A 24,938-nucleotide genomic window follows, 5' to 3' on the forward strand; every position below is an offset into this window, starting at 1 on the left:
ATCCGGCCGATGCTCCACCTGGACAACGGCTTTGACCTCCGACCGGCCGAACCTGCCGACGCGCCGCGGATCGCCTTGTGGATGGCGCAGCCACATATCCAGCGGTGGTGGCACCAGGACTGGTCGGTCGAGCACTGGGCCCAGGAGATCACCAGGCAGGTATCGGGGGAGCACTCGATCCCTTGTGTGGCAGCCGTCGACGCGGAGGACTTCGGGTACGTCGAGCTGTACCGCGTGCGGCACGACCACCTGGCCGAGTACTACGCGAGCGACGAGCACGACTGGGGCCTCCACCTCGCCATCGGCGACCTCACCCGGGTCGGGCGCGGGCTCGGCCGTGGACTGATCCGGGCGATCGCCGACGCGTTGCTGCGGGCCGCTCCGGCCTGCGAGCGCGTGGTGGCCGAGCCCGACGTACAGAACACCCCGTCCGTCCGAGCGTTCGTCGCGGCGGGCTTCGTTCAGCAGGGGGAGCTACAGCTGCCCGACAAGACCGCACTACTGATGGTCCGCACCCGGACTGTGGAGGCATGACATGTACGACGTGATCGCTGTGGGCTGTGGTCCGTTCAACCTCGGTCTGGCCGCACTGGCCTCTGAGGTGGGGGATGTGGAGCTCGCCGTGCTGGACAGCCGGCCGGAGTTCACGTGGCACCGGGGGCTGATGTTCGAGGATGCGATGCTGCAGGTGTCGTTCCTGGCGGATCTGGTCTCTTTGGTGGAGCCGGCGCATCACCTGTCGTTCCTGTCGTTCCTTCGTGCGAATGACCGGCTCTACCAGTTCTACGTACGGGAGAAGTTCCATCCGACGCGGCGCGAGTACGAGACGTACCTGCGGTGGTGTGCCGCGCAACTGGATTCGCTGCACTTCGGTCACCACGTGCGGGACGTGGTCTGGGACGGATCCGCGTTCTTGTTGACGGTCGAGCGCGGTGAGGCTGTCGAACACTTCGAAGCGCGGCATCTGGTAGTCGGCGTCGGCACAGAGCCGTCTGTGCCCGCTGCGCTCGCCGGACTGCCTTCCGAGCGCTTCCTGCACTCCGGGGACTACCTCTTCCGTCGGGACGACTTGCTAAGGACTGGCCACGTGACTGTCGTCGGTTCGGGGCAGTCTGGTGCTGAATGCTTTTTGGACCTGCTCCGCGCCGACGGTCCGGCCGTGTCGTGGATGACTCGCACAGGTGCGTTCACGCCCCTGGACTACTCGAAGCTCGTTCTGGAGATGACCACACCGTCGTACGTCGACTACTTCCACGCACTGGACGAGCCAAAGCGTGACCAGCTGGTGAAGGACCAGTGGCGCCACTACAAGGGCATCTCGTCGGAGACTCTGGAGGACATCCACGATGTCCTGTACGCGCGCGACCTGAGTGCCGCTCCGGCTGAGCTGCAGGTTGGCGTCGGGGTCGTAGCTGCGGTCGCCCGCGCTGACGGCCTCGAACTGACAATGCTCCACGCCGACAGCGGCAAGACGTTCCAGCACACGACCGACGCAGTAGTGGCGGCCACGGGGTACCGCAGCCGTCCTCTGCCCTTCATGGAGTCGCTGCAGTCGCAGATCGAGCACGACGCGGCCGGCCGCTGGGTCATCAACCGCGACCACAGCGTTCGGGCGGCTGATGCTCTGGCGGGTCGTCTCTTCGTGGCCAACGCGGACCTCCACTCCCACGGCGTAGCAGCCCCCGACCTGGGCCTCGGCGCCATCCGCAACGCCACCATCCTGAACAGCATCGCCGGCCGCGAGATCTTCCGCCTCCCGAAGTCCACCGCCTTCACCACCTTTGCGATCCCCGGATGACCGACCTCTGGACACAGTGCTCTTCGCAGCTTCTGGCGAAGCTGATCTCCCAGTTCTGCACCGAAGGTCTCCTCGAGCCGGTGGACAGCCGCTTGGACCTAGGCACAGCGTCGTACACCTTCGAAGCCACCCGCGGTGGGTTCGGCAGCTGGCGGGTCGATGCGGAGTCAATCCGACGTACCGCCACCGGCATCCTCGGCAACGACGAAAGCGAACGCGCCACCGACCCGATCCAGTTCTTCGTCGAAGCAGCCGACGTACTGGACCTCGGCGGCTCCACCATCGCCGGCTACGTCGCCGAACTGACGAGCACCCTGGCAGCCGACGTACGCATGGCATCCACAGCTCTGCAGCCTGAGGAGCTCTTGAACCTGCACCACAGCCGACTGGAGGGATACCTGACCGGCCATCCCCTCCTGGTAGCCAACAAGGGCCGCCTAGGCTTCTCCGCCTCCGACAGCGCCCGCTACGCCCCTGAAGCCCGTACGCCGGTGCGGCTGATCTGGCTCGCCGTACGACGAGGCCTCGCCGAATTCCGCGGTACGCCGGACCTCTCCGAACACGCAGTGGTGGAACGCGAACTGGACCCACCGGTGATCGAGTCCTTCCGCGCCAAGCTGGACGACCCGGATGCCTACGTCTGGCTCCCATGCCACCCCTGGCAACTCAACCACGTCATCCGCACCCAGTGGGCCCGAGAACTGGCCACCGGCGAAATCGTCATCCTGGGGGAGTCCCTGGACGACTATCTCCCCACCCAATCAATCCGCACCATGGTGAACATCTCCAACCCCACCCGCTACCAGGTAAAACTCCCACTCAAAATCCTCAACACCTCCGTCTACCGAGGCATCCCGCCGCACTGCACGCTAGCCGCCCCCATGCTCACCCAATGGCTCCGCGGCCTCTGGTCCCGCGATCAGGTGTTCACGGACCTCGGCACCGAACTCCTAGGCGAAGTCGCCTCAGTCACCGTCCCCCACCCCCAACTCTCCACCACCCCCACCATCCCGTACCAATGGACCGAAACCCTCGGCACCATCTGGCGAGACCCCATCGACCCCCGCCTCGGCGAAGCCGAAACCGTCTGGCCCCTAGCCGCCGTCTTACATCCCGGACTGGCCGAAGAAATGATCGCCCGCTCCGGAACCGACCCCCAGACCTGGCTCAGCCACCTCCTCTCCACCCTCCTCCGCCCGCTACTCCACCTACTCCACCACTACGGCATCACCGTCAACCCCCACGGTGAAAACCTCGCGATCATCTGCAACCCCTCCGGCCTCCCGACCCGCCTCGTCATCAAGGACCTGGTCGACGACATCAACGTCTCCACCACCCCAATAGTTGCCCGAGGCATCGAACCGGACTCCCATGCCCGAGTGCTGCCCCGCAAACCCTGGCCCATCCTCCGCCAGTACGTCGTAGACGCCCTCCTCCTCGGCGTCCTCAACCCCCTGGCCGCCAAGTCCCTGATCCCAGAGGAAATCTTCTGGGGTATCGCTCTGGCCGAAGTACACCGCTACACCCAGAACCACCCCGAATACACCGACCGCCTGGCCGCCACCGCCCTGACCGCCGAAACCTTCCTCCGCTACCCCCTCAACGGCTACCGCCTAACCCTCGGCTACACCGACCTGCACACCCGCCCGCCCATCCCAGTAACCGGCACCATCCCCAACCCGTTGCACACAGCCACCCCAATCCCCTTGCAATATTGACCTTGCGACCGAATCCGGCAGCGCCCACAATGCCGAGTGAGTGGTTCGAAGCGAGGGATTGGGGGGCCACCGTGTCAAACTCTGCCTTGGCAGCCTCGTCTTCACAGCCTGACACTTGGTTCTCTGCCCACCTCCGCCGCCGGCTCTACGCGTACCGTGCTGCGCTCTCCGAAGAGTGGTCCGAATCCACCATCCACCCCGACTTCGTGTCCGGCCCGGGGTTGCCTGCCTCGGCAGGCCAATGCGGCGTCAGCTCAGCGTGGCTGCTGCACGAACTCCCTTGGCTGTTGCGAGCGCGATCCCGGTACTGCGTGGGGGACATCCTCGTCGGCAATCAAACGCTGCAGTTCCACTGCTGGATCGAGATCGGCAACCCGACCTCCCCTGACCGCTGGGTCATCGACCTGACCTGCGACCAGTACGAACTCCTCTCCGACCGAGCCTTCGTCTGCGACCGCCACAGCACCCTCACCGCTCTCGCAATCGAATACAAAGCCCTCATCCGCCTCTCCGCCCGAGAGCTCAGACAAGACCCGGTCTGGCATCGCACCCAACTCCTGGCCAAAGGCATGACGAGCTGGCTCGCCCGCGCCAACCGGCCCGCCGATCTGTGACCCCAGCCGGCCGGTGAACAGACCTACGCCCGCCCGGGATTCTCCCGGGCGGGCGTAGAGCGGATCAGCGGGCCTCAGCCCGCCATCAGGACCGCAACGTTGTACAGGCCGTAGCAGAAGACCAGTGCGACTCCCACGAGGACAAGAATCAGGAGCTGTTTCCACAGCGTCACCATGATCACCGCGCCGGCGAGCGCGACGAGGATCGGGAGCATTTCGTGCTGGTTCATGGTGTGTCCCTCTTTTCCTGATTCACGTCCCCTTGTTCCTTGTCATTTGCCGCCTGCCGACTAAAGTGGGCGGCGGCGCTTCGCGTTTGATTACTCTTCTATGGGACTCCGCGACAATCGGTTGTCAATCCGTAGGATTTGGTGACGGTTTCCCAACCAACATTTGATAATCGGGAACCGGCTGGCGCGCACTGTCGCGGACTTGGCAATCGGTCCGCAGAAGTGGTCGAGTTTCCTGTGCGCGACCGGCTGCCAGTTGGCAGAGAATGACGGCCGCATCGCGGCGCGACGGTGCCAGATGGTTGGCAGAGAGTGCCAGATGGCGATCTCAGCCTGCCAAGCGGCGGGTGACTGCCGCGCGACACCACCAATACGTGCACGCTTGGAGTTGCGGTGATAAGGCAACCTTCCGCTAGTCTCCGAATGTGGTGAAGATCACCGCCGCACGGTGACGTCTGCACGCGCCGACCGATGCGCATCAGCGGCACGTGCGGACTCTGGACGAATGACGATTTCGCAGCAAGGTGCCCGAACGTCTGCCCCTGGCTTGACCGAGGGGCTAATGCCGACGCGACGACTTGTGATGCTCGATGACTGCAGGCTGAACAGGCCGGCATTCGCAGACGATGTCGAGTTCATCGCAGGCAGGTACGGCGTCCCGGTACGCGCGCTCACGGTCCGCACGCTGTTGCACCTGCCGCTGCTGGCGCGGTCGGACGGAGGCATCCAGCGTCGTGACATCGTCGCCGAACTGCACCGCAACGCGTCGAGGCTCTGGCGTGATTATGAGGCAATAAAGCCACTGATCCCAAAGGATGGGTATCCGCTCTCGGATCTGCGGTTCACGCTACTGTCAGACGGCATCGCGGATCAGATATTCAGTCGCCTGCACTATCTGCGGAGTGCGCGAGCAGGTTCCTTGAACTTCGCTCTCGTGGACCCGGTGCATCAGCTTCCCGTGACGCTGTGCAGCGTGTCCCCGTTGGAGTGGGCCCTGGTCGACCGACAACTTGGGGCACAATTCGACCTCCCGCCCGGCGCCGCCTGGGACGTATCGCGCGTCTACTCCTTCAATGTGGCACCGGCGAACGCCATCTCTTTTCTGCTCGCGAAGGTTCGGCAGGCCATGCGCGCGATCACGGATGCGAGAGTGCTGACGACAGCGGTCGATCCCAACCTCGGCTTCGTCGGCGCCAGTTATCGGGCAGCCAACTGGCGGCAATGGATGTCGGTCCAGGCTCGGCCGTACTTGTATGTCGACGGTGTGTACGCGAGTCCACGTCAGCTTCGACTCCGGTACGGCGGTGCCAATCTGACGGAGCTGCGCCGGATCAATCCCGCTACCCGATTTGAGCAGAGTCGCACGCGACTGCTGGACTCGTGGATCTACTGCTGCCGCCTCCACGACACTACCGAGATTGTTCCGGTGGACACCCAGCGCCGCCTGCGTCGTCGGTCAGGTGGATCAGACCGCGTCCGCGTTCTTCGGTTGGAGCCCGGAGCGGGCCAGTAGGGTGTCTATGCGCTTGCGATCGGGCATCGATGAGTCCGATCGGAAACCGGATGTGGCGCAGGACATTGCGGCAGACGCCCAGAGCGCGACCTCGGGAGAGAAGCTCCGATCGTTCTCGATCAGCTTGGCTGCAAGTGCTGCGCAGAAGGCGTCCCGTGCGACTGACGCCTCCTTGTAGATCGTCGGAATCGTTGGCACCTGGCTGATGCCATCGCCGGTGTGTGAGTAGATTGTGCAGCCCCCGTTCACCAGAAGACACAGAGTCTCCACGCCGTAGGTCACAAGCTTTTGAGCGACCGGCTCGGGGGTGAAAGGGACCTCGTCCGGCGGCGCGAACGGCCCTAGCTCCCAGGCGTGGGCTACGAGGTAGTCGATCTGTTCGAACGTCTCGTGATTGATGCGTTCGTCGGCGTATGGCTGACCAGGCGTCACGATCACCAGAGGGCGACTGCTGGGTCTACGATGAGCAAGAGCGAGAGTTCGCTGCATGGTCTCGCGAGGCACCTCGAAGGTCGTCATGAGCACGTCGCATTCGACCAGTCTGTCGGCTCGATCATCCACGTCGCGCTTGGACAGGAAGACCTCACGCTGATTGCGCCAGTTGACCGCGATGCTGTCGCCAAGCTCCTTCTCGAATACCCCGGTAACCGGAGTACTCGCGCCGGGGACAAGCTTGATCAGGGAGGTGTCGACACCCTCCGATTCGAGGTGCTCGAGGATGTCCTGGCCGAAGTAGTCATCGGCGACCGCGGCGATCAACGAAGTCTTCAGACCTAGCCGAGCGGCTGCGATCGCCTGCATAAGGCCTTTGCCTCCGGGAGACAGGTCGAAGTCGTAGGCCTCGGTCGACGTTTCCGATGCAGGCAACGACTTGATGCGGAACGTCGCATCCATCACTGCGCCACCCACGACAATCACGCGGCCCGGGTGAGCCTTGTCGTCAGGCGGTATCAGATCCCGCGTCGTCACACGTCCGGGTCCAGACGCGTGGGCGTCCCGGCGGATCAGTTGGTTCGCCAATTCGCGCAGCACCGCGGGCTCAGTCGTTCCGCGAAGAGCCCTGTCGCCCGGGGCTTCGGGAGCATCCAGATCGAGGGCGCCGTGCAGACGGTGCCAATTGCCGAGAAGCACCTGGCGGCGGCGGCCGAGCGCGGCGTGATAGAGCGATCGAGTAACCCGATCATCGATACCGGCGGCGGTGTAGGTGCCCTCATTCACGCCAAGGGCGAGGATTGCGTCAGCAACAACCTGTTGCGTGCCAGAGAGGCGTTCGCGAACGGTCGCGACGAGCAGATCGAAGGCAGCTGATGCGAGCTCGAGATCACGGATGTCGCCGAAGCGCGACGCCGCGAACTCGAGCAGCGGGGCTGTGGCGCCGATGCGACCGGCGTGGATGCGGTGGATAGTCACGCCGTCATGCGTACGGAGCTTCTCCAGCACGCTCACGAGTAGCAAGGCGGCGTTCGCCTGCCGTCCCTCGGATCTAGTTGTCATCGACCCCCACCTGCCTTGCTCCTGCAGTCGTCCGTGTGACTCTGCAGTGAGCAGAGTGTGCCAGCAGCTCTCAGACCTGTCGGGACCCGGGCTGGCAATTCGCTGTTTGGTTATGTCGGTGCAACCGGTTGGTCGCCGTAGAAGTTATCCGTGAAGCTGAGAATGGTCCTCTCACGGCCGCCCCCGGATGCTGGTCTCGCGTTCGGCAGGTCCCGCCCTGCAGGCGATGTTGGGAGTATTCCCTCCGGTGGTCGTCATGAGTCCTCCCGTGAGGTGATTCGGCGATACATTTCGTCAACCGTGGCGCGCAGCGGGTAGGAGGGAGTCTGGTGGTATGTCTCGGTGAAGCTGGCCATTGCGGCTGCGGCCCAGCGGATGGTGTTGCCGGTGAGGGTGCGATCTTCGATGAGGCGGGCGGCGAGGGCGGCGCAGAAGGAGTCTCGAGTGACGGAGGATTCCTTGAGGACGGAGTGGGGAACGGGGATCTGCTCGGGGGACTTGCCGCGTTCGTAGATGCTGCCTCCACCTGTGTCGCTGAGGAGGCAGAGGGATCTGAGACCGAGGCTGAGGAGATCGTCGCTGAGGAGCTGGGGGTCGAGCCTAGCCTTTTTGGAGAATGCGAACCCTTCGAGCTCCCACATGTGCCCGACGAGGTAGTCCACCTGTTTCAAGAGCGGGCTAAGTAGTTGCCCGTCAGCGTAGGGCTGGCCGGGGGTGACGATCACGACCGGATGACCCGACGTGGTGCTGACGAGCTCGAGAGTGTGTTTCAGAACCGATTGCGGGAGTTCGAACGTAAGGAGCAGGACGTCGCATGAGGTGAGAGTTGCGGCATGTGCGTCGATCGTGGATATGTCCAGTTCGACGCCGTCGCGCCAGACTGCGGCGGAACTGTTGCCGGCGGGGAGTTCGAAGACGCCGGTGGCCGGCGTCCGGGCGGCGGATCGTTCGATGCGTTTCAGGAGCGAGGTGTCTACACCTTCGCGTTGGAGGTGGGATTCGATCTCTTTGCCCTCGTCGTCACTGGCGATAGCTGCGATGAGAGACACATCGAGGTCGAGATGAGCGGCAGCAACTGCCTGGCTGAGGCCTTTGCCGCCCGGAGCTCGGGTGTAGCTCATCGCCATCGCAGACGTTCCGACCTCAGGTGTCGAGCCTAGCCGCCAGATATGGTCGATCGCAGCGCCGCCTAGGACGATGACCTTTCCGCTGGCGGCGGAGTCGACGGTTTGCGCGGTGGAGATCGGAATTGGCTCTCCGGGCTCGGAGACCTCGATGATCGGCCTTGGATTCACCAGCATGGCGGCGAGTCTCTCGAAGACCTCGCTCTCCATCCGCGACCGCAAGGTGTGTTCGCCGGGCGGTTCTGAGAGCGGTTGCTCGCCGAGTGCTTCGTGTAGAACCTGCCAATTCTGGACAAGAGCAATCCGGCGGTCACCGAGCCCGCCGGATCCGAGGTGATGGATCGCTCGTTTGGAAACCGAGTGCGATCTATAGGTCTCGAGGTAGATCCCGAGTCGGAGGATCGCGTCGGCGATGACGCGGTCAGCCGCGGCATCCAATTTCATGACCTGCTCGATGATGACCGCTAGGGCGGCATCGGCGGGCTTGTCGCCTGTCTGGACTGCGTGGTTCTGGACTATGGGGAGGCGGAGGAGGGGTTGGGCGGCTCGGGCTGCGAGGCGTTTGGCTGTTAGGCCGTCGTAGCGGCGGAGAGACTCGAAGACAGGGACCAAGTAGGAGGCCTCGGTTTGTCCCTGGAACGAGTGTTCGGACATGCGTCCCCCAACGCAGCTAGACAGCATTTTCAGTATGCGGTGCGCGGCCGTGTTGGGGGTGATTGTCAGCGCGTCCTAGCAAGCGGTTGATTCAGCGGAGGGCAGCTATCCAGCGGGTGGCTTGTTTGGCTTGGGTTAGGCGGTGTTCGTAGGTGGTGCCGACTGTTAGGAGGATTAGGCCGGCGGTTCCTAGGGTGATCCAGCGGGGGATTTGGGGGGCTACGTCGAGGAATTGCCAGATGGCTAGTTTGGCCAGTACTGCGGCGCCGATCAGGAAAGGGGCCTGGAGGGAGTGGCGGGTGCCGGTGAGAATGGTGAGGAGGGCGGCGGCTACTACGAGGGTCAGGCGGAGCCAGTTGCCGGTGGGGGTGGCGATGAGCGTGGAAGGGGTCAGGCCGACGAGGAGGCCGGGGGCCAGGGAGATCCAGCTGGAATGGTTGCGGTAGGCAAGGAGTCCGATGGCGATCAGGATCAGGGCGGGCGGGACGGTGTACCACTCGAGGGTGGTGGTGTGGGCGCCGAGCATGAACGTGGTGTTGGCGGTGATGAGGAAGAGGGCGGCGATGAGAAGGGCGGGGCGGCGGGTCCGATTCATGCCGTAGGCAACTAAGGGGGCTGCGGTGATGGTGAGAACGATCGCTGTGGCTGTGGTGGGGGAAGAGGTCAGGACGGCGGTGATTTCGGCCAGGGCGGCGGCGCAGATTGTGGTTGGGATCAGGACATGCTCGAGGGGTTGGCCAATGTGGCGGCAGGCTATTGATGTGCCGATCGCGCCGACCAGGGCGAGGCAGATGGTGGCCGGCCAGAGGGTGATGTAGGTGTCGGCGGCGAACAGGACGATCGCCAGTTGGGCACTGAGGCCGGCGATGGGCGCCGCGAGGACAGGGGTGACGGTTTTGCGGAGAGCGGCGAGGACGGACAGTACGGCGATGATTGCGGCGATGTAGCCGAGTTGGCGGATGTCCGCGACAGCCAGGCAGAGTACGACGTCGACTGCGGCGACTGTGATGGTGGCGGTGCGTAGCACCAGAATGCCGGTACGAGTGGTCGTGGTTCTGCGGGTGGCGAGGAGTGCGGTGATGGCCAGTGCGGTGGCGAGGGCTGTCGTCAGCCAGCGACCCGGGCCGGGGATCTGGGGGAGTGCGGTCGCGACGGCGAAGCCGGCGGCTGCGGTGGACACGGCCTCGCCGAGGCCGGACGGGATCGCGGCGAGGAACGGGTGTTTGCGCACGAGCACGATGCCGGTAGCGGCGGCGATGCACAGGATCGCGGCGGTGGCGAGCGTCTTCAGTAGTTCGGTATGTGTCGGCACGATGTCGCCGTACGAGTCCATGAGGCCGAGGAACGTGCGGGTCATGCCGGTGATGAGGATGGTGCAGAAGACGGCGGTTGCGGTGATGGCGCCGGTACGGCGGATCGTGGGGGTTCCCGTGGACAGGCGCAGTGTGAGGACGACCTGGGCCAAGAGCACGGCGAGGAGGACGGGCAGACTCGTGCGGTCGTGCAGGACGAGGGGGAGCGGGAGTTGCGCGGCGATGACCGTGGTGACGCCGTAGGTGTGGACCTTGGGGGCTAGGCGCGTCATCAGGAGGGTGAGTACGGCGAGAGTGGCGAACACGATCGCGCTGTAGGTGAAGCCGTCGATGGGTGGGATCAGGCCGAGGGTGCGGGCGCCGTACAGGTCGACGGTGAGGAGGCCGGTGCCGAGGATGGCGAGGGCTTCGGCGGTGCCGGTGAGGGTACGGCGGGATGCCGGGACCGAGCCGGCCAGCGCGAGGGCGGCGAGGGTGGCGATGATGCCGGCCTGCGCGGGGACGGGGAGGCTGTCCCAGGTGACGGCGAGGAAGGTGACGCCGGCTGCCAGCAGGAGGAGTACGCCGAGGGTCAGGAGGGTGGCCTGGGGGCTCAGGCGGCGGATTCGTGAGGGGCGGCTGGGGTTCGCCGGTGGTGCCGGGAGGGGGCGGGGTTCGCCGAAGCGGGACTGGTAGCGCGGGCGCGTGCCCGACGGCGGACGCGCGGAGGCAGCGAGCGGCACCGACGCGGCCGGCTGGGCAGGAGGAGCCGCCTGCACAACAGGAGCGGGCTGCATGAAAGGAGGTGCTGTGTATACGGGGGACCGGGGTTGTGGGTAAGGCTGTGGATAAGGGGTGGGGAGGACGGCGAGTTGCAGGGGCGTGCTGCAGGTGGGGCAGGTGATTGTGGCGGTGGGCATCGAGTCCTCCTGAAGGTCGATTCCACTGTCCCGAGCTGGAACGGTTTGCCGCTTGAGTACGTCTACTCAAAGTTCTGACGTAGGCTGCTGCGGTCTGTCGATCGTCCAGATCGGTGGGACGAACACGGGGAGCAACATGAATACTGGGCATGTCGAGCTTGCGAGAGTTCAGCAGGAGCGGTGGGAGTCGGCTTATGCGCGGCGCCCGCAGTTGCATGGGGCACAGCCTTCGGCCGCGGTGGAGTGGGCGGCGGAGGTGTTCGGTGCCGCGGGCATCGATGATGTGTTGGAGCTTGGTGCGGGGCATGGTCGGGATGCGTTTTTCCTGGCCAGGCAGGGATTCAGTGTGCACGCCACCGACTTCAGCGAGGCGGCGCTCGACCAGTTGCGGCACGAGGCCCAGCGGGAAGGGCTCGACGACCGCGTGACGGCGGCGCTGCACGACGTACGGGATCCGCTGCCGCCGGCCGATGCGACGGTCAACGCGGTGTTCGCGAACGTCCTGCTGAACATGGCGTTCTCGCCGTCCGAGCTGCGATCACTCGTCGCCGAGATCCATCGGGTTCTCTGCCCCGGCGGGCTTTTCGTGTACGCCGTGTGGTCGACGGACGACCCGTGTTCGCGGCATTGGCGTCAGCTCGACGACGGACTGTCCATGCACGACGGCTTCGTCGGGCGGTTCTTCGACGAGTCGCTGGTGACCGAGCTGGCCGAGCAGTGGCGGCTCGACGACACCGCGCCGTACGACGAAGGCCAGCGGCGGATGTGGCGCGTCACCATGACCAAACCCGGACCGGAAAGCTGAAGCCGGCTCTAGGTGTTCTGGTTCCGAACTGGTCAAGTTGCCGCCGGTACCGGCGTGCCAGATTGCGGTGTGGTCACCAAAGCGAAAAGTTGCATTGACGAACCCGACCGGTTCCGACAGGCTCGGTCCGCGTCACACCTTCGACCATCGGAGATACAGCAATGCAGTGGTACATCGACGTTCTGAAGAAGTACGCCGTGTTCGACGGCCGGGCCCGCCGCAAAGAGTACTGGATGTTCGTGCTCTTCAACGTGATCGCTTCGATCATCCTGTCCATCCTGGACAAGATCCTCGGACTCGACTTCGGCTCGGGCTCGAGCAGCTCGTCCGGCTGGCTGTCGACGATCTACAGCCTGGCGGTCCTGCTGCCGACCATCGGTGTGGCGATCCGGCGGATGCACGACACCGGGCGCTCCGGCTGGTGGATCCTGATCAACCTGATCCCCTGCATCGGCTGGATCTGGTTCATCGTGCTCGCCGCCCAGGAGGGCAACGCCGGCGACAACGCGTACGGCCCGGACCCGAAGGCGGCCGAGCGGTTCGGCGGCCCGGGCGCGGGTCCGGCGGAGCCGGGTTACCCGACCGTCTGAGTTCAGACAGCAGAACGCCCCGCGAAGCTTTCGCGGGGCGTTCTCATGCTTGCGGCAGGTTCAGTTCGCCTGGCTCACGCTCGACATGTTGAAGTCGGGCACGAGCAGCGGCGGCGTCGCGGTCCGGGAGAAGTAGTCGCCCCATTCCCGCGAGTACGCCGGAACCGTGGCCCCCGCGCTGGTGAACCGGGCCAGCAGATCGACCGGGCTCTCGTTGAACCGGAAGTTGTTGACTGCTCCGGTGACCTCGCCGTTCTCGACCAGGTAGACGCCGTCGCGGGTCAGGCCGGTGAGCAGCAGCGTCTGCGGGTCGACCATCCGGATGTACCACAGGCAGGTCACCAGCAGACCGTTGTCGAGGCCGGCGACCAGGTCGTCGGTCGAGCCGGTGCCGCCGTCGACGGACACCACGTAGTTCGCGATGTCGGGTGTCGCCTCCGGTACGCCGATCAGCTCCGCCGTATGGCGGCTCGTCATCAGGTGTTCGAGCTTGCCGCCCCGGATCCAGTCCGTCGCCTGCAACGTCAGCCCGTTGTCGAACACGCTCGACGAGCCGCCCGACGACCGGGCCACCGCGAACGCGAACGCCTCGAGCCCCGCGAGCGCCGGGTCGGAGTGCAGATTCACCGGCTGCGGTGACAAGGTGTCCCCGATCCGGGTGCCGCCGCCGGCCTTGGAGAACACGGTCTGGCCGTCGAACGCGTCCCGGCCGTCGAGCTGCCAGAACAGGTAGGTCATCAGGTCCGCGACCGCGGCCGGCGGGAGGATCGTCGGGTGCCGGCCCGCGTCGGCCGAGACCGTCCGCGTCGCCCAGCCGAGCCGCCGGGTGAGCTCGGCGTCGAGCGAGAGCGCGTCGACGTCGGTGAAGTCGCGGGTGGCCGTGCCGACCCAGGCCGAGTGGCTCAGGTCGGCGTTCTTACCCGTCGAAGAGACATACCCACGGGGGAGGGCCTGGCGCAGCCGCAGTCCGGTCGAGGAGCCGACGTACAGCGTGACGACCTCGTGATTGGCGAAGCCGTACAGCCGGCGCCGCTCGAGGTCGGCGCGCTTCAGCGACTCGCCGAGCGACGGCGCGAACTTCTCGTAGACGCCGACCGTGGTCTCCTCGGGCTCGAGGTCCCATTCGGCGCCGGCCGCACCGTCGACGAGCGGGCGGGCGTCCTCGGCCGGCCCCGCGGCGCGGGCGGTCGCGATCGCGGCGGAGACGATCTCGCGCAACGAGTCCTCGGTGGCGGACGACCGGCCGATCACGCCGGCCGCCGTCCCTTCGCCGGAGCCGACGGTGGCGATCACGGTCACGCTCGAGCCGCGCATCGCGCCGTTGGTGGTCAGGGTGTTGTTGGCCCAGCGCAGGTTCGTGCTGGAGGTCTCGGCGACGAGCACAATGCAGCCGTCGGCGCCCTCGGCCGCGGCCAGGGCGAGACCCCGCTCGATCGTGTCCTGCGGGGTGAGCTGGATCGCTGTCACCGGCCGGCCTCCTGCGTGGTGTTGAGAATGCGGACACTGCGGAACAGCGCGGACGGGCAGCCGTGCGTGACGGCGCCGGACTGCGACGGCTCGGCCTTGCCGCAGTTCAGCGCGCCGCCGAGCAGGTACGTCTGCGGGCCGCCGACCGCCTCCATCGAGCCCCAGAAGTCGGTGGTCGTCGCCTGGTACGCGACGTCGCGGAGCTGACCGTCCAGCTTGCCGTCGGTGATCTTGTAGAACCGCTGGCCGGTGAACTGGAAGTTGTACCGCTGCATGTCGATCGACCAGGACTTGTCGCCGACGATGTAGATCCCGTTCTGCACTCGGCTGATGAGTTCCTCGGTGGACGGGCCGCCCTCGGCCGGCTGCAGCGAGACGTTGGCCATCCGCTGGATCGGGATGTGGCCGGAGGAGTCGGCGTACGCGCAACCGTTGGAGCGTGGCGTGCCGAGCAGGTCCTCGTTCTTCTTCGCCATCCGGCGGTCCACCTGGTACCCGACCAGGATGCCGTCCTTGACCAGGTCCCACTGCTGTCCGGCCACGCCCTCGTCGTCGTACCCGACGGTGGACAGGCCGTGCTCGACGGTGCGGTCGCCGGTGACGTGCATGACGGGGGAGCCGTACTTGAGCGTGCCGAGCTTGTCGGTGGTGGCGAAGCTGGTGCCGGCGTAATTCGCCTCGTAGCCGAGGGCGCGGTCCAGCTCGGTGGCGTGGCCGATCGATTCGTGGATGGTGAGCCAGAGGTTCGACGGGTCGATGACGACGTCGTACTCACCGGCCTCGACGCTCGGGGCGGCGAGCTTCTCGGCGAGCCAGCCGGGGATCTGGGCGAGCTCGTCGTCCCAGTCCCAGCCGGTGCCGGTCATGTACTCCCAGCCGCGGCCGGCCGGCGGCGCGCACGTCGACATCGAGTCGAAGCGATCCTCCGCGACGGCGTGGGCGGTGATGTTCGGGCCGATCCGGACGCGTTGCTGGGTGTACGACGTGCCGGCGGTGTTCGCGTAGTACTTGCATTCGTGGATGGTCGCGACGTGGACGCTCACGTGAGCGACGCCGTCGGCCTTGAGCAGGCGGTCGCTGTAGTCGGTGAGCAGGGCGACCTTGTCGGCGCGCGGGACGGTGAACGGATCGATCTCGTACGACGAGGTCCAGGTGACGTCGTCGTACACCGGCTCGTCGGCGAGCTCGATCGTCTCGGCGTTGATCGGGCGGGAGACCTGCGCCATGTTCACGGCCTGCTCGGCGACGCGGACGGCCTCGTCCTCGGTCAGCGCGACGCCGGCCGCGAACCCCCAGGTGCCGTCGTGGATGACGCGGACCGCGAGGCCGAGGTCCTCGTCGTCCTTCGCGCTCTCCAGCACGCTGTCGCGCAGGGAGATGGACTCGGATCGGATCCGCTCCAGGCGGAACTCGGCGAAGGTCGCGCCGAGGTCGCGGGCACGCTGCAGAGCGGCGGCGGCCAGCTCCTGCCGGGGGAGGGCGAGAAACGCTGCGTCGATATCGGGCACGAAGAAGACCCTATACAGGGAACCCGACAATCCTGTGCGGTGTAGTGACAATGACTGGAAGATGACAGGAGGCGTGGATCAGCCAAGTCGATGAAGCCGAGATCCTGGCTCGGGTGCGGGGTGGGGATGGGGCCGCGTACGGCGAGTTGGTGGATCGGCATGCCCTCGTGGCGAAGCGGACCGCTGTGTTTCTGGGGGCGGGAGCGGACGCGGACGATGTGGTGCAGGATGCGTTCGTCAAGGCGTACCGGGGGCTGGGTGGCTTCCGGGAGGGGGCGGCCTTCAGGCCCTGGTTGCTGCGGATCGTGGCCAACGAGACCCGGAACGCGGTGCGCGCGCGGGGCCGGCGGGCGCGGCGCGAGGAGTTGGCGGTGCCGCTGGACGTCGTACTGGATCCGGCTGAGGCCGCAGTGTCGCTGGAGCGCCGGACTGAGCTGCTGAACGCCGTACGGACGCTGCCGGAGCCGATGCGGCTCGTCGTGACCTGCAGGTACCTGCTGGATCTGGACGAGCAGGAGACTGCCGCAGTACTCGGCTGGCCGCGCGGCACGGTCAAATCACGCCTGCATCGCGCTCTGGGAAGACTCCGCGACGCCCTACCCGACAAGGAGGTGCAGCGATGAGCCTCGAAGACGAACTGCGGTCTGTCGGGCGGTCTGCCGTCATACCTCCAGTCGACGACGCCCTGAAGGCCACGGTGCTCACACGCGTCGCCGACATCCCGGTGCGGAAGCGTCTACGAGACAGGTGGCGGGCGTTCCTCGCCGGATTCCTAGTACTGCTGGCCGGCCTCGCACTGACCCCACCAGTACGCGCGGCCGTCGCAGAGTGGCTGCGAATCGGCGGAGTCCAAGCGCAGCCCGTCGGCAGCGGACCTAGTACTGCGCCTCCGGTGCCGACTGTCGCTGGACACCTGTCGTTGGAGCAGGCTGCACAAACAGCCGGCTTCACCCCGAAGCTTCCGAGGGAGCTGGGTGCGCCGACCGGAGTGGAGGCGTCGAAGGGGTTCGTTGCGACCAGCTGGAACGGCATACGGCTGGAGCAGTTCCAGTCCGGCATCGAGCCGATGTACATCAAGCAGTACTACGGCACGATCGACTACATCTCTGACATCAACGCCTTCTGGTTCAAGACGCCGCACGACCTGGTGCTGGTCGACAAGCGCATCGTGCGCATAGCCGGCCCCACGCTGGTCTGGGAGCGCAACGGCGTGACCTTCCGCCTCGAAGGCGTCGACAGGGCACGTGCAGTGGCTCTGGCGAGTGGAACCTCCTGAGCAGCAGCGGTGTATTCGCGGTGAGTCCTCGTCGACAGGGAGAGCTGCCATGGTCCGCCGTACTCTCGCACTGGTTGCAGCACTAGCCGCAGCACTGTTCGCCGCCGCCATCCCGGCCCACGCCGGCGGTCCGACCAGCGTCCTGCTCAGCTCGCCGCCGTCCGTGACCGCTGTCGGATACGACGACCAGCGGTACTACGACCTCCAGGAGCTGGTCCAAAACGCGCCGGAGGCTGATAACGCCGATCCTGCGCGCGAAGCCGGCAGGTTCGTCCGAGCGACCTGGCTGATCCACGACATGATGGTGTGGCGGATCGACATCATCTATCCGGAAGCACCCGGCGGCCCGTGGATCTCGACACAGGAGTTCAACGGAACCACGCCGTCCAAACTCACCTGGCACCATCCCACTGACGGAGCCCGGCTGCTGCGGTTGCTCGACTCGTTCAAGCTCCTCAACACCAAGTTCGACGGCGGCCCCACGCTCGACGACGGCTACTCGGTCGCCGACGCACCTGTCACCACACCCACCCCGGCACCCGCCCCGGCGCAGTCCCAGGTGACGACCACCAACGCCTTCACCGGCTGGCGCTGGGTCATCCCGGGTGTCCTCATCGGCGCGGCGGCCGCAGTCCTTGCCGTCCGCTTCTTCCCCAAGCGTCGCTGGGAGCTGATCGACTAGATCTTCGCGCCCAGCTCGAAGCCGGCGAACAGCCTCCCGCCGTACTCCGCGAGGATGTGGTCCACGGCAACGATCAGTCGGTCGTCCTCCACACGTAGGCCGTCCATCAGGGCCGCAGCGAGCGCCTGGTCGTACGCCGCCACCTCACGCAGCAGACCCTTGCCCGTGCCGGACCAACGCCCAGCACCGGTCAGGAACAGCCGCGCCGCGTCCTGCCACAGCACCGAAGCGATCGCCAGCCGCACGTCACCTGCAGCGTCCGACAGGTCGTCCAGCAGATTGGTGATCGTGTAGCGCAGCAGATCCAGCTCGTCCGTGGACAGGGGCTCAGGCCCAGCAGCAACCTCGGCGCGGAACTCCTGCTGCAACCGCGCACCGCACCCGTCTGTGTCCAGCAGTACGACGGACTCGCCGACGAGCCGCATCATGGTCGGCTGGCGTCGTGCCTGGTCCTTGTCGGCGAAATGGCGCAGCGACTTCTCGGTGTGCACGAACAGCTCGACCGGCCAGCCGCCGTACGCCAGCGACTTCCGCATCGGCGCCGGAGGACCGTCCAGCAGCACGGTGATGTCCAAGTCGGACGTACTACTCGCGTCGCCGCGCGCCACACTGCCGCCGAGCCAGGCGGCTCGGGCATCCGGGTACAGCTCCAGCACTAGTTGGCGTGCGACGTCCATCAGGACAGTGTCAGCCAACGCAGCAGTTCGCGGAACGCATTTGTTGGTGGGATGTGGCCGCCCACGTAGTACTTGCGTTCCGCGTGGGGTATCTCGGCAGCGAGGAAGTCGACGTACTTGCCTGCGCGTTCGTCGGCAGAGCCGTGCCAGAGGCTGACCGGGACCTGGATGTCGCCGAGTTCGAAGCCCCAGGGCGTGGCGAAGGCCACGTGGTCATCCAGCCAGCCGTCGTGGCTGGTGACGAAGGTGGCGGTCACCCGATCCATCGCCGAGGGGTCCTCCCGAGCGGGCGGACCCGGATCAGCTCCTGGCTGCGGTGGGATCTCCGGGCCACCCGCCTCGATCGCAGCCATGATCGTCCGGGTCGTCTCCTCGAAACCTGGCCGGAGGTCCCCGTGCACCGCTTGCCAAGAGGTGCGGTTACGCCGCGGGTCCGCCTCTTCCTCTTCCTCGGTCGGCTCCGGTCCGTCCACGATCGGCGGTGAATTGCTCCCGATCACCGCGCACCTCGTCACCCGGTCCGGCAACAGCGCGGCACACGCCAACGCATGCGGACCGCCACCCGAGCCGCCGGTGACTGCGAACCGCGTCCAGCCGAGCGCAACGGCCACCGCAACGGCGTCCTCGACCACGGACGCCACCGTCCGGCCGGGCCAGCGGGTCGACCCGCCGTAGCCGGGGCGGTCGGGGGTGGCCATCCGCAGACCGGACGACTCGATGGCCGCCAGCGCGTCGGGTCGCTTCCAGCGCGTGCTCGGGGTACCGCTGAACGACAGCGCCGGCACCCCGTCCTCGGCGCCGTAGAGGCTGTAGAGAACCATCCGGTCACCGATCCGCACCATGCTGTCCACGAGCGGAGCGTAACCACCCGACAGCAGCTAGCCGAATCCACAGTTGCCAACCCGAGATTCTCGGAATTCGAGATGCCACCGCGGTGGTGCAAGGATGCGGCCTAGGTTTTGTCGGCTGTAAGAATCAAACCAGTCGGGAGTGCTTGTGAGTTCCTCGGTCGCCGGGACCGTATCGCCCACCCGGCAAGCGTTGCGCCGGTTACGGCGTGACCGCAGCGCGCGCGTCGGCGTGGTACTGGTCGCTCTGCTGATCCTCATCGCCGCGGCCGCGCCGCTGCTGGTGCGGCTGGCCGGCCAGGATGCGACGACGTACCACATCGACCTGCTCGATCCCGCCCGTGGGAACGCGCCGCGGGGCCCGATCGGCGGGGCCAGCGGCAGCCACTGGTTCGGCGTCGAGCCGTTGACCGGCCGGGACCTGTTCTCGATCGTCGTCCTCGGCCTGCGGACGTCGCTGTTCATCGCCGTCGTCGTGACCGCGGTCACGACCGTGGTCGGCACCCTGGTCGGCATCAGCGCGGCGTACTTCGGCGGCTGGTTCGACGCGATCGTGTCCCGGCTGCTGGACTTCCTCTTCGGCTTCCCGCAGCTCGTCTTCATGATTGCCCTCGGCATCATCGTGCCGGCGAAGTTCCCGCGCTGGCTGCTGCTGATCGTGGTGCTGAGCTTCTTCGGCTGGGCCGGCCTGGCCCGGCTGATCCGCAACCAGGCGCGCTCGCTGGTCGCCCGCGAGTTCGTCGAGGCGGCCCGCAGCGCCGGCTCCACCGGCTGGATGGTCATCACCCGCGAACTGCTGCCGAACCTGCTCGGCCCGGTCCTGGTGATCGCCACGCTGGCCATCCCCGGCTACATCGGCGCCGAGGCCGCGTTGTCGTTCCTGGGCGTCGGCGTACCGCCACCGACACCGAGCCTCGGGCGGTCGATCTCGGACTCGATCGCCTGGGTGTACACCGGCGCCGACCCGTGGTTCCTGCTGTTCCCCGGCGCGATGCTGTTTCTCGCCGTGCTCGGGTTCACGCTCCTCGGCGACGGGGTGCGGGACGCGTTCGACGTCCGGCTGCGGAGGACGAGCTGATGCCTGATCTCGTCTGGTTCGTCATCCGCCGGCTGTTCGCGGCCCTGCTCGTGATGCTCGCGCTGAGCCTCGCCGTCTACCTGGTCTTCTACGCGATCCCCGCCGACCCGGCCCACCTCGCCTGCGGCAAGCCCTGCACGCCGGACCGTCTGGAGCAGGCCCGGCACTTCATGCAGCTCGACCAGAGCACCCTGCAGCAGTACCTGCATTTCCTGAAGGGCATCTTCGCCGGCCGCACGTTCGGCGACGGTACGGCGGCTGTGCACTGCAACGCCCCCTGCTTCGGGTACTCGTTCCCGCTGGCGCGTCCGGTCACCACACTGATCCTGGACCGGCTGCCCATCACCGCCTCGATCGCGGTCGGCGCCGCCGTACTGTGGCTGCTCATCGGCGTCTCACTCGGCGTGGTCGCAGCTCTGAACCGCGGCCGCATCCTCGACCGGCTCGCGGTCGGGGTGGCACTGGTCGGGGTGTCGACGCCGCTGTTCCTGCTCGGTCTGCTGGCCATCTTGGTGTTCGGGTTCTGGCTGAACATGGTCCCGGTCAACGGCTACGTCCCGCTCACCGAGAGCCCGGTCGACTGGGCCTGGCATCTGATCACGCCGTGGATCGTGCTCGCGATCCTGCAAGCGGCGTCGTACATCCGGCTGACCCGCTCGCAGATGATCGACGAGCTGAACCTCGACTACATCACCACTGTCCGGGCGAAAGGCGCCGGCGAGGGGCGGGTGGTCGTGATCCACGGGCTGCGCGGCGTACTCGTCCCGGTGATCACCTTGTTCGGCCTGGATCTCGGCGGTCTGCTCGGCGGTGCCATCCTGACCGAGAAGGTCTTCAGCATGCAGGGCCTCGGCGACCTGCTGATCAGCGCGGTCGGTCAGCTCGACGTGGCCGTGGTCGTCGGCGTGACGCTGTTCTCGGCGTTCCTGATCATCCTCGCGAACCTGGTGGTGGACATAGTGCACGGTGTGCTCGACCCGAGGGTGAGCCATGGCTGAGCCAGTGCTCGAAGTGCACGACCTGCAGGTGACGTTCAGCACCGAGGGCGGCCTGGTGCCGGCCGTCGACGGCATCGACTTCGCCGTCGCGCCGGGGGAGACGCTCGCGATCGTCGGCGAGTCCGGGTCCGGCAAGAGCGTCAGCTCGGCCGCCGTGATGGGCCTGCTGCCCTCGAACGCCGACGTCACCGGCGAGGTCCTCCTCGACGGCCGCGAGCTGAACGGCCTGCCGAACGACGAGCTCCGCAAGATCCGCGGCAACGACATCGCGATGGTCTTCCAGGACGCCCTGTCCGCCCTGAGCCCGTACTACAGCGTCGGCTGGCAGGTCGCCGAGGCGTACCGGCTGCACCACGACGTCTCGAAGAAGGCCGCCCGCCAACGGGCGGTCGAGATGCTCGACAAGGTCGGCATCCCGGACGCGGCCCGCCGGGCGGAGAGCTACCCGCACGAGTTCTCCGGGGGAATGCGGCAGCGGGTCGTGATTGCTATGGCTCTGGTGAACGACCCGAGAGTGCTGATCGCGGACGAGCCGACGACCGCACTCGATGTCACCGTGCAGGCGCAGATCATGCGCCTGCTGGACGACGTCCAGGAGGAGTTCGGTACGGCGCTGGTGCTGATCTCGCACGATCTCGGCGTCGTCGCCGAGGTCGCCGACGACGTCCTGGTCATGTACGCCGGCCGCGCGGCGGAGCGCGGTACGGTCCGCGACATCTTCTCCCGGGCCGCCCACCCGTACACGCTCGGTCTGCTCGGTGCGATGCCGCGGGTCGACGTACCGCCGAAGCCGCGGCTGACCACGATTCCCGGCAGCCCGCCCACGCCGGGGTCGATCACGACCGGTTGCCCGTTCCAGCCGCGGTGCGCGTACACGCATCTGGTCGGTGAGCGCTGTGTCACCGAGCGTCCCGAGCTGACGCCGCGCCCGGGCCAGGGCGATCACGAGGCGGCCTGCCACCTCGGTCGACGCCCGGAGGTGCTGCTGTGAGCGAGCTGCTGAACCTCAAGGACGTCAAGAAGTACTTCGGTCTGCGTGGCGCCCCGTGGCGCAAGGCGCAGTCCGTCCGCGCGGTCGACGGCGTGAACCTCGTGGTCCACAAGGGCGAGACGGTCGGCCTGGTCGGCGAGTCCGGATCGGGCAAGTCGACGCTGGCCCGGGTGGCGACCCGTCTGCTGGATCCGACCCAGGGCCGCGTGGAGATCGGCGGCACGGACGTCACCAAGGTGCGCGGCCGCCGGCTGCGGCCGATCCGCCGTCAGATCCAGATGGTCTTCCAGGACCCGCAGGCGTCGCTGAATCCGCGGCAGTCCGTCGGCACCATCCTCAGTACGCCGTACCGCGCGCAGGGGATCCGCCCGAGCCGGGCCCAGCTGGTCGAGCTGCTCGAGCAGGTCGGGCTCGCCGAGCAGTACCTGGACCGGTATCCGCACGAGTTCTCCGGCGGACAGCGGCAGCGGATCGGGATCGCCCGGGCGCTGTCGGTGAAGCCGGATCTGCTGGTCTGCGACGAGCCGGTGTCGGCGCTCGACGTATCCGTCCAGGCCCAGGTGCTGAACCTGCTCGCCGACCTGCGCGACGAGCTCGGCCTGTCGTACGTCCTGGTGGCCCACGACCTGGCCGTGGTCCGGCAGGTCGCCGACCGGATCGCCGTGATGTACCTCGGCACGATCGTCGAGGAAGGCCCCGCGGCGCAGGTGTACGAGGCCCCGGCGCACCCGTACACGAAGGCATTGCTGTCCGCCGTACCGGTGCCCGAGCCGGGCGTCTCCCGTGATCGCATCGTGCTGACGGGCGATGTCCCGACGCCGATCGACCCGCCGTCCGGATGCCCCTTCCGGACCCGGTGCTACAAGGCTGAGGACGTATGCGCGACCGAACGACCGGTGCTCGAGCCTGTCCAAGGCTCGACCGAACACCGGGCCGCCTGCTACTTCCCTGAGCCCCCCACCTCTGAGAGGAAACAATGAAACGCATTTCCCGAGCGGTCGCGGTAGCGGCCGTGCTGGCGCTGGCGGCGGCCGCTTGCAACGCCAACGACAAGACCACTGCGGGTGGCGGCAGTACTGCCGCTGCCGAGCAGGGCGGCACTCTGCACTTCCTCAGCACCGCCAAGGAAGTCAGCTACGACCCGGCCAAGAGCCAGAACCTGGGTATCAGCGGGATCCACCTGGTGCTGCGCGGCCTGACCTCGTGGAAGACCGACCCGAGCAAGCCGACCGAGCTGGTCCCGGACCTGGCCACCGACACCGGCCAGGTCAGCGACGGCGGCAAGACCTGGACCTACAAGCTCAAGCCGGGTCTCAAGTACGCCGACGGCTCGCCGATCGTTGCCGCTGACATCAAGTACGGTGTCGAGCGGTCGTTCGCGCCGGAGCTGTCCGGCGGGCTCGGCTACCACAAGTCGCTGCTGGTCGGCGGCGACAAGTACACCGGCCCGTACAAGGGCGGCGACCTGGCCTCGGTGCAGACGCCGGACGACACCACGATCGTCTTCAAGCTGAACAAGCCGTACGGCGACTGGCCGTGGATCGTCAGCATGCCGGCGTTCTCGCCGGTGCCGAAGAAGGCCGACACCGACCCGGCGCACTACGGCGAGAAGCCGATGGCCAGCGGCCCGTACCAGGTCCAGTCGTACGCGCCGGGCTCGAAGCTCGTGCTGACCCGGAACCCGAACTGGGACAAGTCGACCGACCCGGCCCGGACCGGCCTGCCGGACTCGATCGTGACCGACATGGGCCTGCAGCCCGACGTCGTCAACCAGCGCCTGATCGCGGACGCGGGCGACGACAAGTTCGCTGCCACCACCGGGACCTCGGTCCCGGCCGCGCTGATCCCGACCGTGACCGGCAACCCCGCGGTGAAGGCCCGGGTGGCGACGTCGACGTCCGGTGCTCTGATGTACCTGGCGATGAACACGCAGCGTCCCGCGCTCGCCAAGCCCGAGGTCCGCAAGGCGATCCAGTACGCCGTCGACAAGCAGGCCGTCCAGGTCGCCGAGGGCGGTCCGGAGTTCGGCGGTGAGCTCGCCACGACCCTGATCACGCCGGGTATCGACGGCTTCAGCAAGTTCGACCTGTTCCCGGCGCCGCCGGCGGGCGACCCGGACAAGGCCAAGCAGATGCTCGCGGCCGCCGGCGCCGCCAACCTCAACCTGGTGCTGGCGGCCGACAACACGACCGGTCTCGGCGTGGCGCAGGCGATCCAGCAGGGTCTGAAGCGGGCCGGGATCACGGTCACGATCAAGCCGCTGGACAGCGAGCCGCTGTCCGACCTGATCACCGGGAACAAGCCGGACTTCGACCTGACCGTGTCGAGCTGGCTGCCGGACTTCCCGTCCGCGATCGGCAACATCCAGCCGCTGTTCGGGACGTCGGAGATCGGCAACGGCGGGTACAACATTTCCCGCTACTCCAACCCGGCGGTGGACTCCGCGATCGCCGCGGCGACGGCCGAGTCGGACCGGACCAAGGCGGCCGGGATGTGGGGCGCGCTCGACAAGCAGATCATGGCCGACGCACCGGTCGTGCCGCTGATCTACGCGCGGAACGCGTTCCTGCACGGGTCGAAGGTGCAGAACTTCTACCTGCCGCAGTACCCGCCGTACCCGAACACGCTGATCCTCGGGCTCAGCAAGTAGCGGGGTAAGTA

General features: G+C 66.9%; 23 protein-coding genes. 15 read left to right on the forward strand and 8 right to left on the reverse strand.

Annotated features, from left to right (window positions below):
- The first annotated feature begins 9 nt into the window (after positions 1-9).
- From OHA18_RS32400 to OHA18_RS32415, 4 genes are all read left to right on the forward strand, one after another.
- Entirely contained in the window at positions 10-534 is a 525-nt protein-coding gene (locus OHA18_RS32400; protein ID WP_328999140.1) for a GNAT family N-acetyltransferase, read from the forward strand.
- A gap of 1 nt (position 535) precedes the next feature.
- Positions 536-1,798 (forward strand): lysine N(6)-hydroxylase/L-ornithine N(5)-oxygenase family protein, encoded by a 1,263-nt coding sequence (locus tag OHA18_RS32405; protein WP_328999141.1) that lies wholly within the window; start codon positions 536-538, stop codon positions 1,796-1,798.
- On the forward strand, positions 1,795-3,516 hold the full coding sequence (locus OHA18_RS32410) for an IucA/IucC family protein (RefSeq protein ID WP_328999142.1): 1,722 nt from the start codon (positions 1,795-1,797) through the stop codon (positions 3,514-3,516). Before OHA18_RS32405 ends, OHA18_RS32410 begins: the two co-directional genes overlap by 4 nt.
- A 287-nt stretch (positions 3,517-3,803) precedes the next feature.
- Positions 3,804-4,130, forward strand: a complete 327-nt coding sequence (locus tag OHA18_RS32415; protein WP_328999143.1) for a hypothetical protein — start codon at positions 3,804-3,806, stop codon at positions 4,128-4,130.
- A gap of 74 nt (positions 4,131-4,204) precedes the next feature.
- Here OHA18_RS32415 and OHA18_RS32420 read toward each other — a convergent pair whose 3' ends face one another.
- On the reverse strand, positions 4,205-4,360 hold the full coding sequence (locus OHA18_RS32420) for a hypothetical protein (RefSeq protein WP_328999144.1): 156 nt from the start codon (positions 4,358-4,360) through the stop codon (positions 4,205-4,207).
- Positions 4,361-4,865: 505 nt separating this feature from the next.
- Between OHA18_RS32420 and OHA18_RS32425 the strand changes: the two genes are divergently transcribed.
- Entirely contained in the window at positions 4,866-5,873 is a 1,008-nt protein-coding gene (locus OHA18_RS32425) for a Mom family adenine methylcarbamoylation protein (RefSeq protein WP_328999145.1), read from the forward strand.
- Here the strand turns inward: OHA18_RS32425 and OHA18_RS32430 are convergent.
- From OHA18_RS32430 to OHA18_RS32440, 3 genes are all read right to left on the reverse strand, one after another.
- A complete protein-coding gene (locus OHA18_RS32430; RefSeq protein ID WP_328999146.1) occupies positions 5,826-7,367 on the reverse strand; it encodes a PfkB family carbohydrate kinase in 1,542 nt (513 codons plus the stop codon). The two genes, OHA18_RS32425 and OHA18_RS32430, sit on opposite strands and share 48 nt — an antisense overlap.
- 254 nt (positions 7,368-7,621) lie before the next feature.
- On the reverse strand, positions 7,622-9,145 hold the full coding sequence (locus tag OHA18_RS32435) for a carbohydrate kinase family protein (RefSeq protein ID WP_328999147.1): 1,524 nt from the start codon (positions 9,143-9,145) through the stop codon (positions 7,622-7,624).
- A 91-nt stretch (positions 9,146-9,236) separates the two neighbouring features.
- The gene (locus tag OHA18_RS32440) at positions 9,237-11,234 is read right to left on the reverse strand and encodes an SCO7613 C-terminal domain-containing membrane protein (RefSeq protein ID WP_328999148.1); all 1,998 of its coding nucleotides are present in this window, start codon (positions 11,232-11,234) and stop codon (positions 9,237-9,239) included.
- A gap of 259 nt (positions 11,235-11,493) precedes the next feature.
- Between OHA18_RS32440 and OHA18_RS32445 the strand changes: the two genes are divergently transcribed.
- Positions 11,494-12,162, forward strand: a complete 669-nt coding sequence (locus tag OHA18_RS32445) for a class I SAM-dependent methyltransferase (protein ID WP_328999149.1) — start codon at positions 11,494-11,496, stop codon at positions 12,160-12,162.
- A gap of 161 nt (positions 12,163-12,323) precedes the next feature.
- Complete coding sequence (locus tag OHA18_RS32450; RefSeq protein WP_328999150.1) at positions 12,324-12,752, forward strand: DUF805 domain-containing protein; 429 nt, start codon at positions 12,324-12,326, stop codon at positions 12,750-12,752.
- Between the two features lie 60 nt (positions 12,753-12,812).
- Here OHA18_RS32450 and OHA18_RS32455 read toward each other — a convergent pair whose 3' ends face one another.
- A complete protein-coding gene (locus OHA18_RS32455) occupies positions 12,813-14,219 on the reverse strand; it encodes a metallopeptidase TldD-related protein (RefSeq protein WP_328999151.1) in 1,407 nt (468 codons plus the stop codon).
- The gene (locus OHA18_RS32460; protein ID WP_328999152.1) at positions 14,216-15,727 is read right to left on the reverse strand and encodes a TldD/PmbA family protein; all 1,512 of its coding nucleotides are present in this window, start codon (positions 15,725-15,727) and stop codon (positions 14,216-14,218) included. The genes OHA18_RS32455 and OHA18_RS32460 overlap by 4 nt, the downstream gene beginning before the upstream one ends.
- A 113-nt stretch (positions 15,728-15,840) precedes the next feature.
- Between OHA18_RS32460 and OHA18_RS32465 the strand changes: the two genes are divergently transcribed.
- Genes OHA18_RS32465 through OHA18_RS32475 form a run of 3 tightly spaced genes read left to right on the forward strand, consistent with a single transcriptional unit; the run spans position 15,841 to position 17,685 of the window.
- Complete coding sequence (locus OHA18_RS32465; protein ID WP_328999153.1) at positions 15,841-16,350, forward strand: RNA polymerase sigma factor; 510 nt, start codon at positions 15,841-15,843, stop codon at positions 16,348-16,350.
- Positions 16,347-17,003, forward strand: coding sequence for a hypothetical protein (locus OHA18_RS32470; RefSeq protein WP_328999154.1), 657 nt, complete (start codon positions 16,347-16,349; stop codon positions 17,001-17,003). Before OHA18_RS32465 ends, OHA18_RS32470 begins: the two co-directional genes overlap by 4 nt.
- A gap of 49 nt (positions 17,004-17,052) precedes the next feature.
- The gene (locus tag OHA18_RS32475; protein ID WP_328999155.1) at positions 17,053-17,685 is read left to right on the forward strand and encodes a hypothetical protein; all 633 of its coding nucleotides are present in this window, start codon (positions 17,053-17,055) and stop codon (positions 17,683-17,685) included.
- Here OHA18_RS32475 and OHA18_RS32480 read toward each other — a convergent pair.
- Both OHA18_RS32480 and OHA18_RS32485 read right to left on the reverse strand, forming a co-directional pair.
- Positions 17,682-18,362 carry a nucleotidyltransferase domain-containing protein gene (locus OHA18_RS32480; protein WP_328999156.1) on the reverse strand — a complete coding sequence of 227 codons (681 nt, stop codon included), beginning with the start codon at positions 18,360-18,362 and terminating at the stop codon, positions 17,682-17,684. The genes OHA18_RS32475 and OHA18_RS32480 overlap by 4 nt on opposite strands.
- Positions 18,362-19,204, reverse strand: a complete 843-nt coding sequence (locus tag OHA18_RS32485; protein ID WP_329006178.1) for an alpha/beta hydrolase — start codon at positions 19,202-19,204, stop codon at positions 18,362-18,364. The genes OHA18_RS32480 and OHA18_RS32485 overlap by 1 nt, the downstream gene beginning before the upstream one ends.
- 154 nt (positions 19,205-19,358) lie before the next feature.
- On the opposite strand from OHA18_RS32485, the gene OHA18_RS32490 reads away from it, so the two are divergent.
- Genes OHA18_RS32490 through OHA18_RS32510 form a run of 5 tightly spaced genes read left to right on the forward strand, consistent with a single transcriptional unit; the run spans position 19,359 to position 24,927 of the window.
- Entirely contained in the window at positions 19,359-20,288 is a 930-nt protein-coding gene (locus OHA18_RS32490) for an ABC transporter permease (protein ID WP_328999157.1), read from the forward strand.
- Positions 20,288-21,286 (forward strand): ABC transporter permease, encoded by a 999-nt coding sequence (locus tag OHA18_RS32495; protein WP_328999158.1) that lies wholly within the window; start codon positions 20,288-20,290, stop codon positions 21,284-21,286. Before OHA18_RS32490 ends, OHA18_RS32495 begins: the two co-directional genes overlap by 1 nt.
- On the forward strand, positions 21,279-22,277 hold the full coding sequence (locus OHA18_RS32500; RefSeq protein WP_328999159.1) for an ABC transporter ATP-binding protein: 999 nt from the start codon (positions 21,279-21,281) through the stop codon (positions 22,275-22,277). Before OHA18_RS32495 ends, OHA18_RS32500 begins: the two co-directional genes overlap by 8 nt.
- Positions 22,274-23,257: an ABC transporter ATP-binding protein gene (locus OHA18_RS32505; RefSeq protein WP_328999160.1), complete on the forward strand. Its 984-nt coding sequence runs from the start codon at positions 22,274-22,276 to the stop codon at positions 23,255-23,257. Before OHA18_RS32500 ends, OHA18_RS32505 begins: the two co-directional genes overlap by 4 nt.
- Positions 23,254-24,927, forward strand: a complete 1,674-nt coding sequence (locus OHA18_RS32510; protein WP_328999161.1) for an ABC transporter substrate-binding protein — start codon at positions 23,254-23,256, stop codon at positions 24,925-24,927. Before OHA18_RS32505 ends, OHA18_RS32510 begins: the two co-directional genes overlap by 4 nt.
- Positions 24,928-24,938: the final 11 nt, after the last annotated feature.

The organism is Kribbella sp. NBC_00709 (assembly GCF_036226565.1).
Classification (GTDB): domain Bacteria; phylum Actinomycetota; class Actinomycetes; order Propionibacteriales; family Kribbellaceae; genus Kribbella.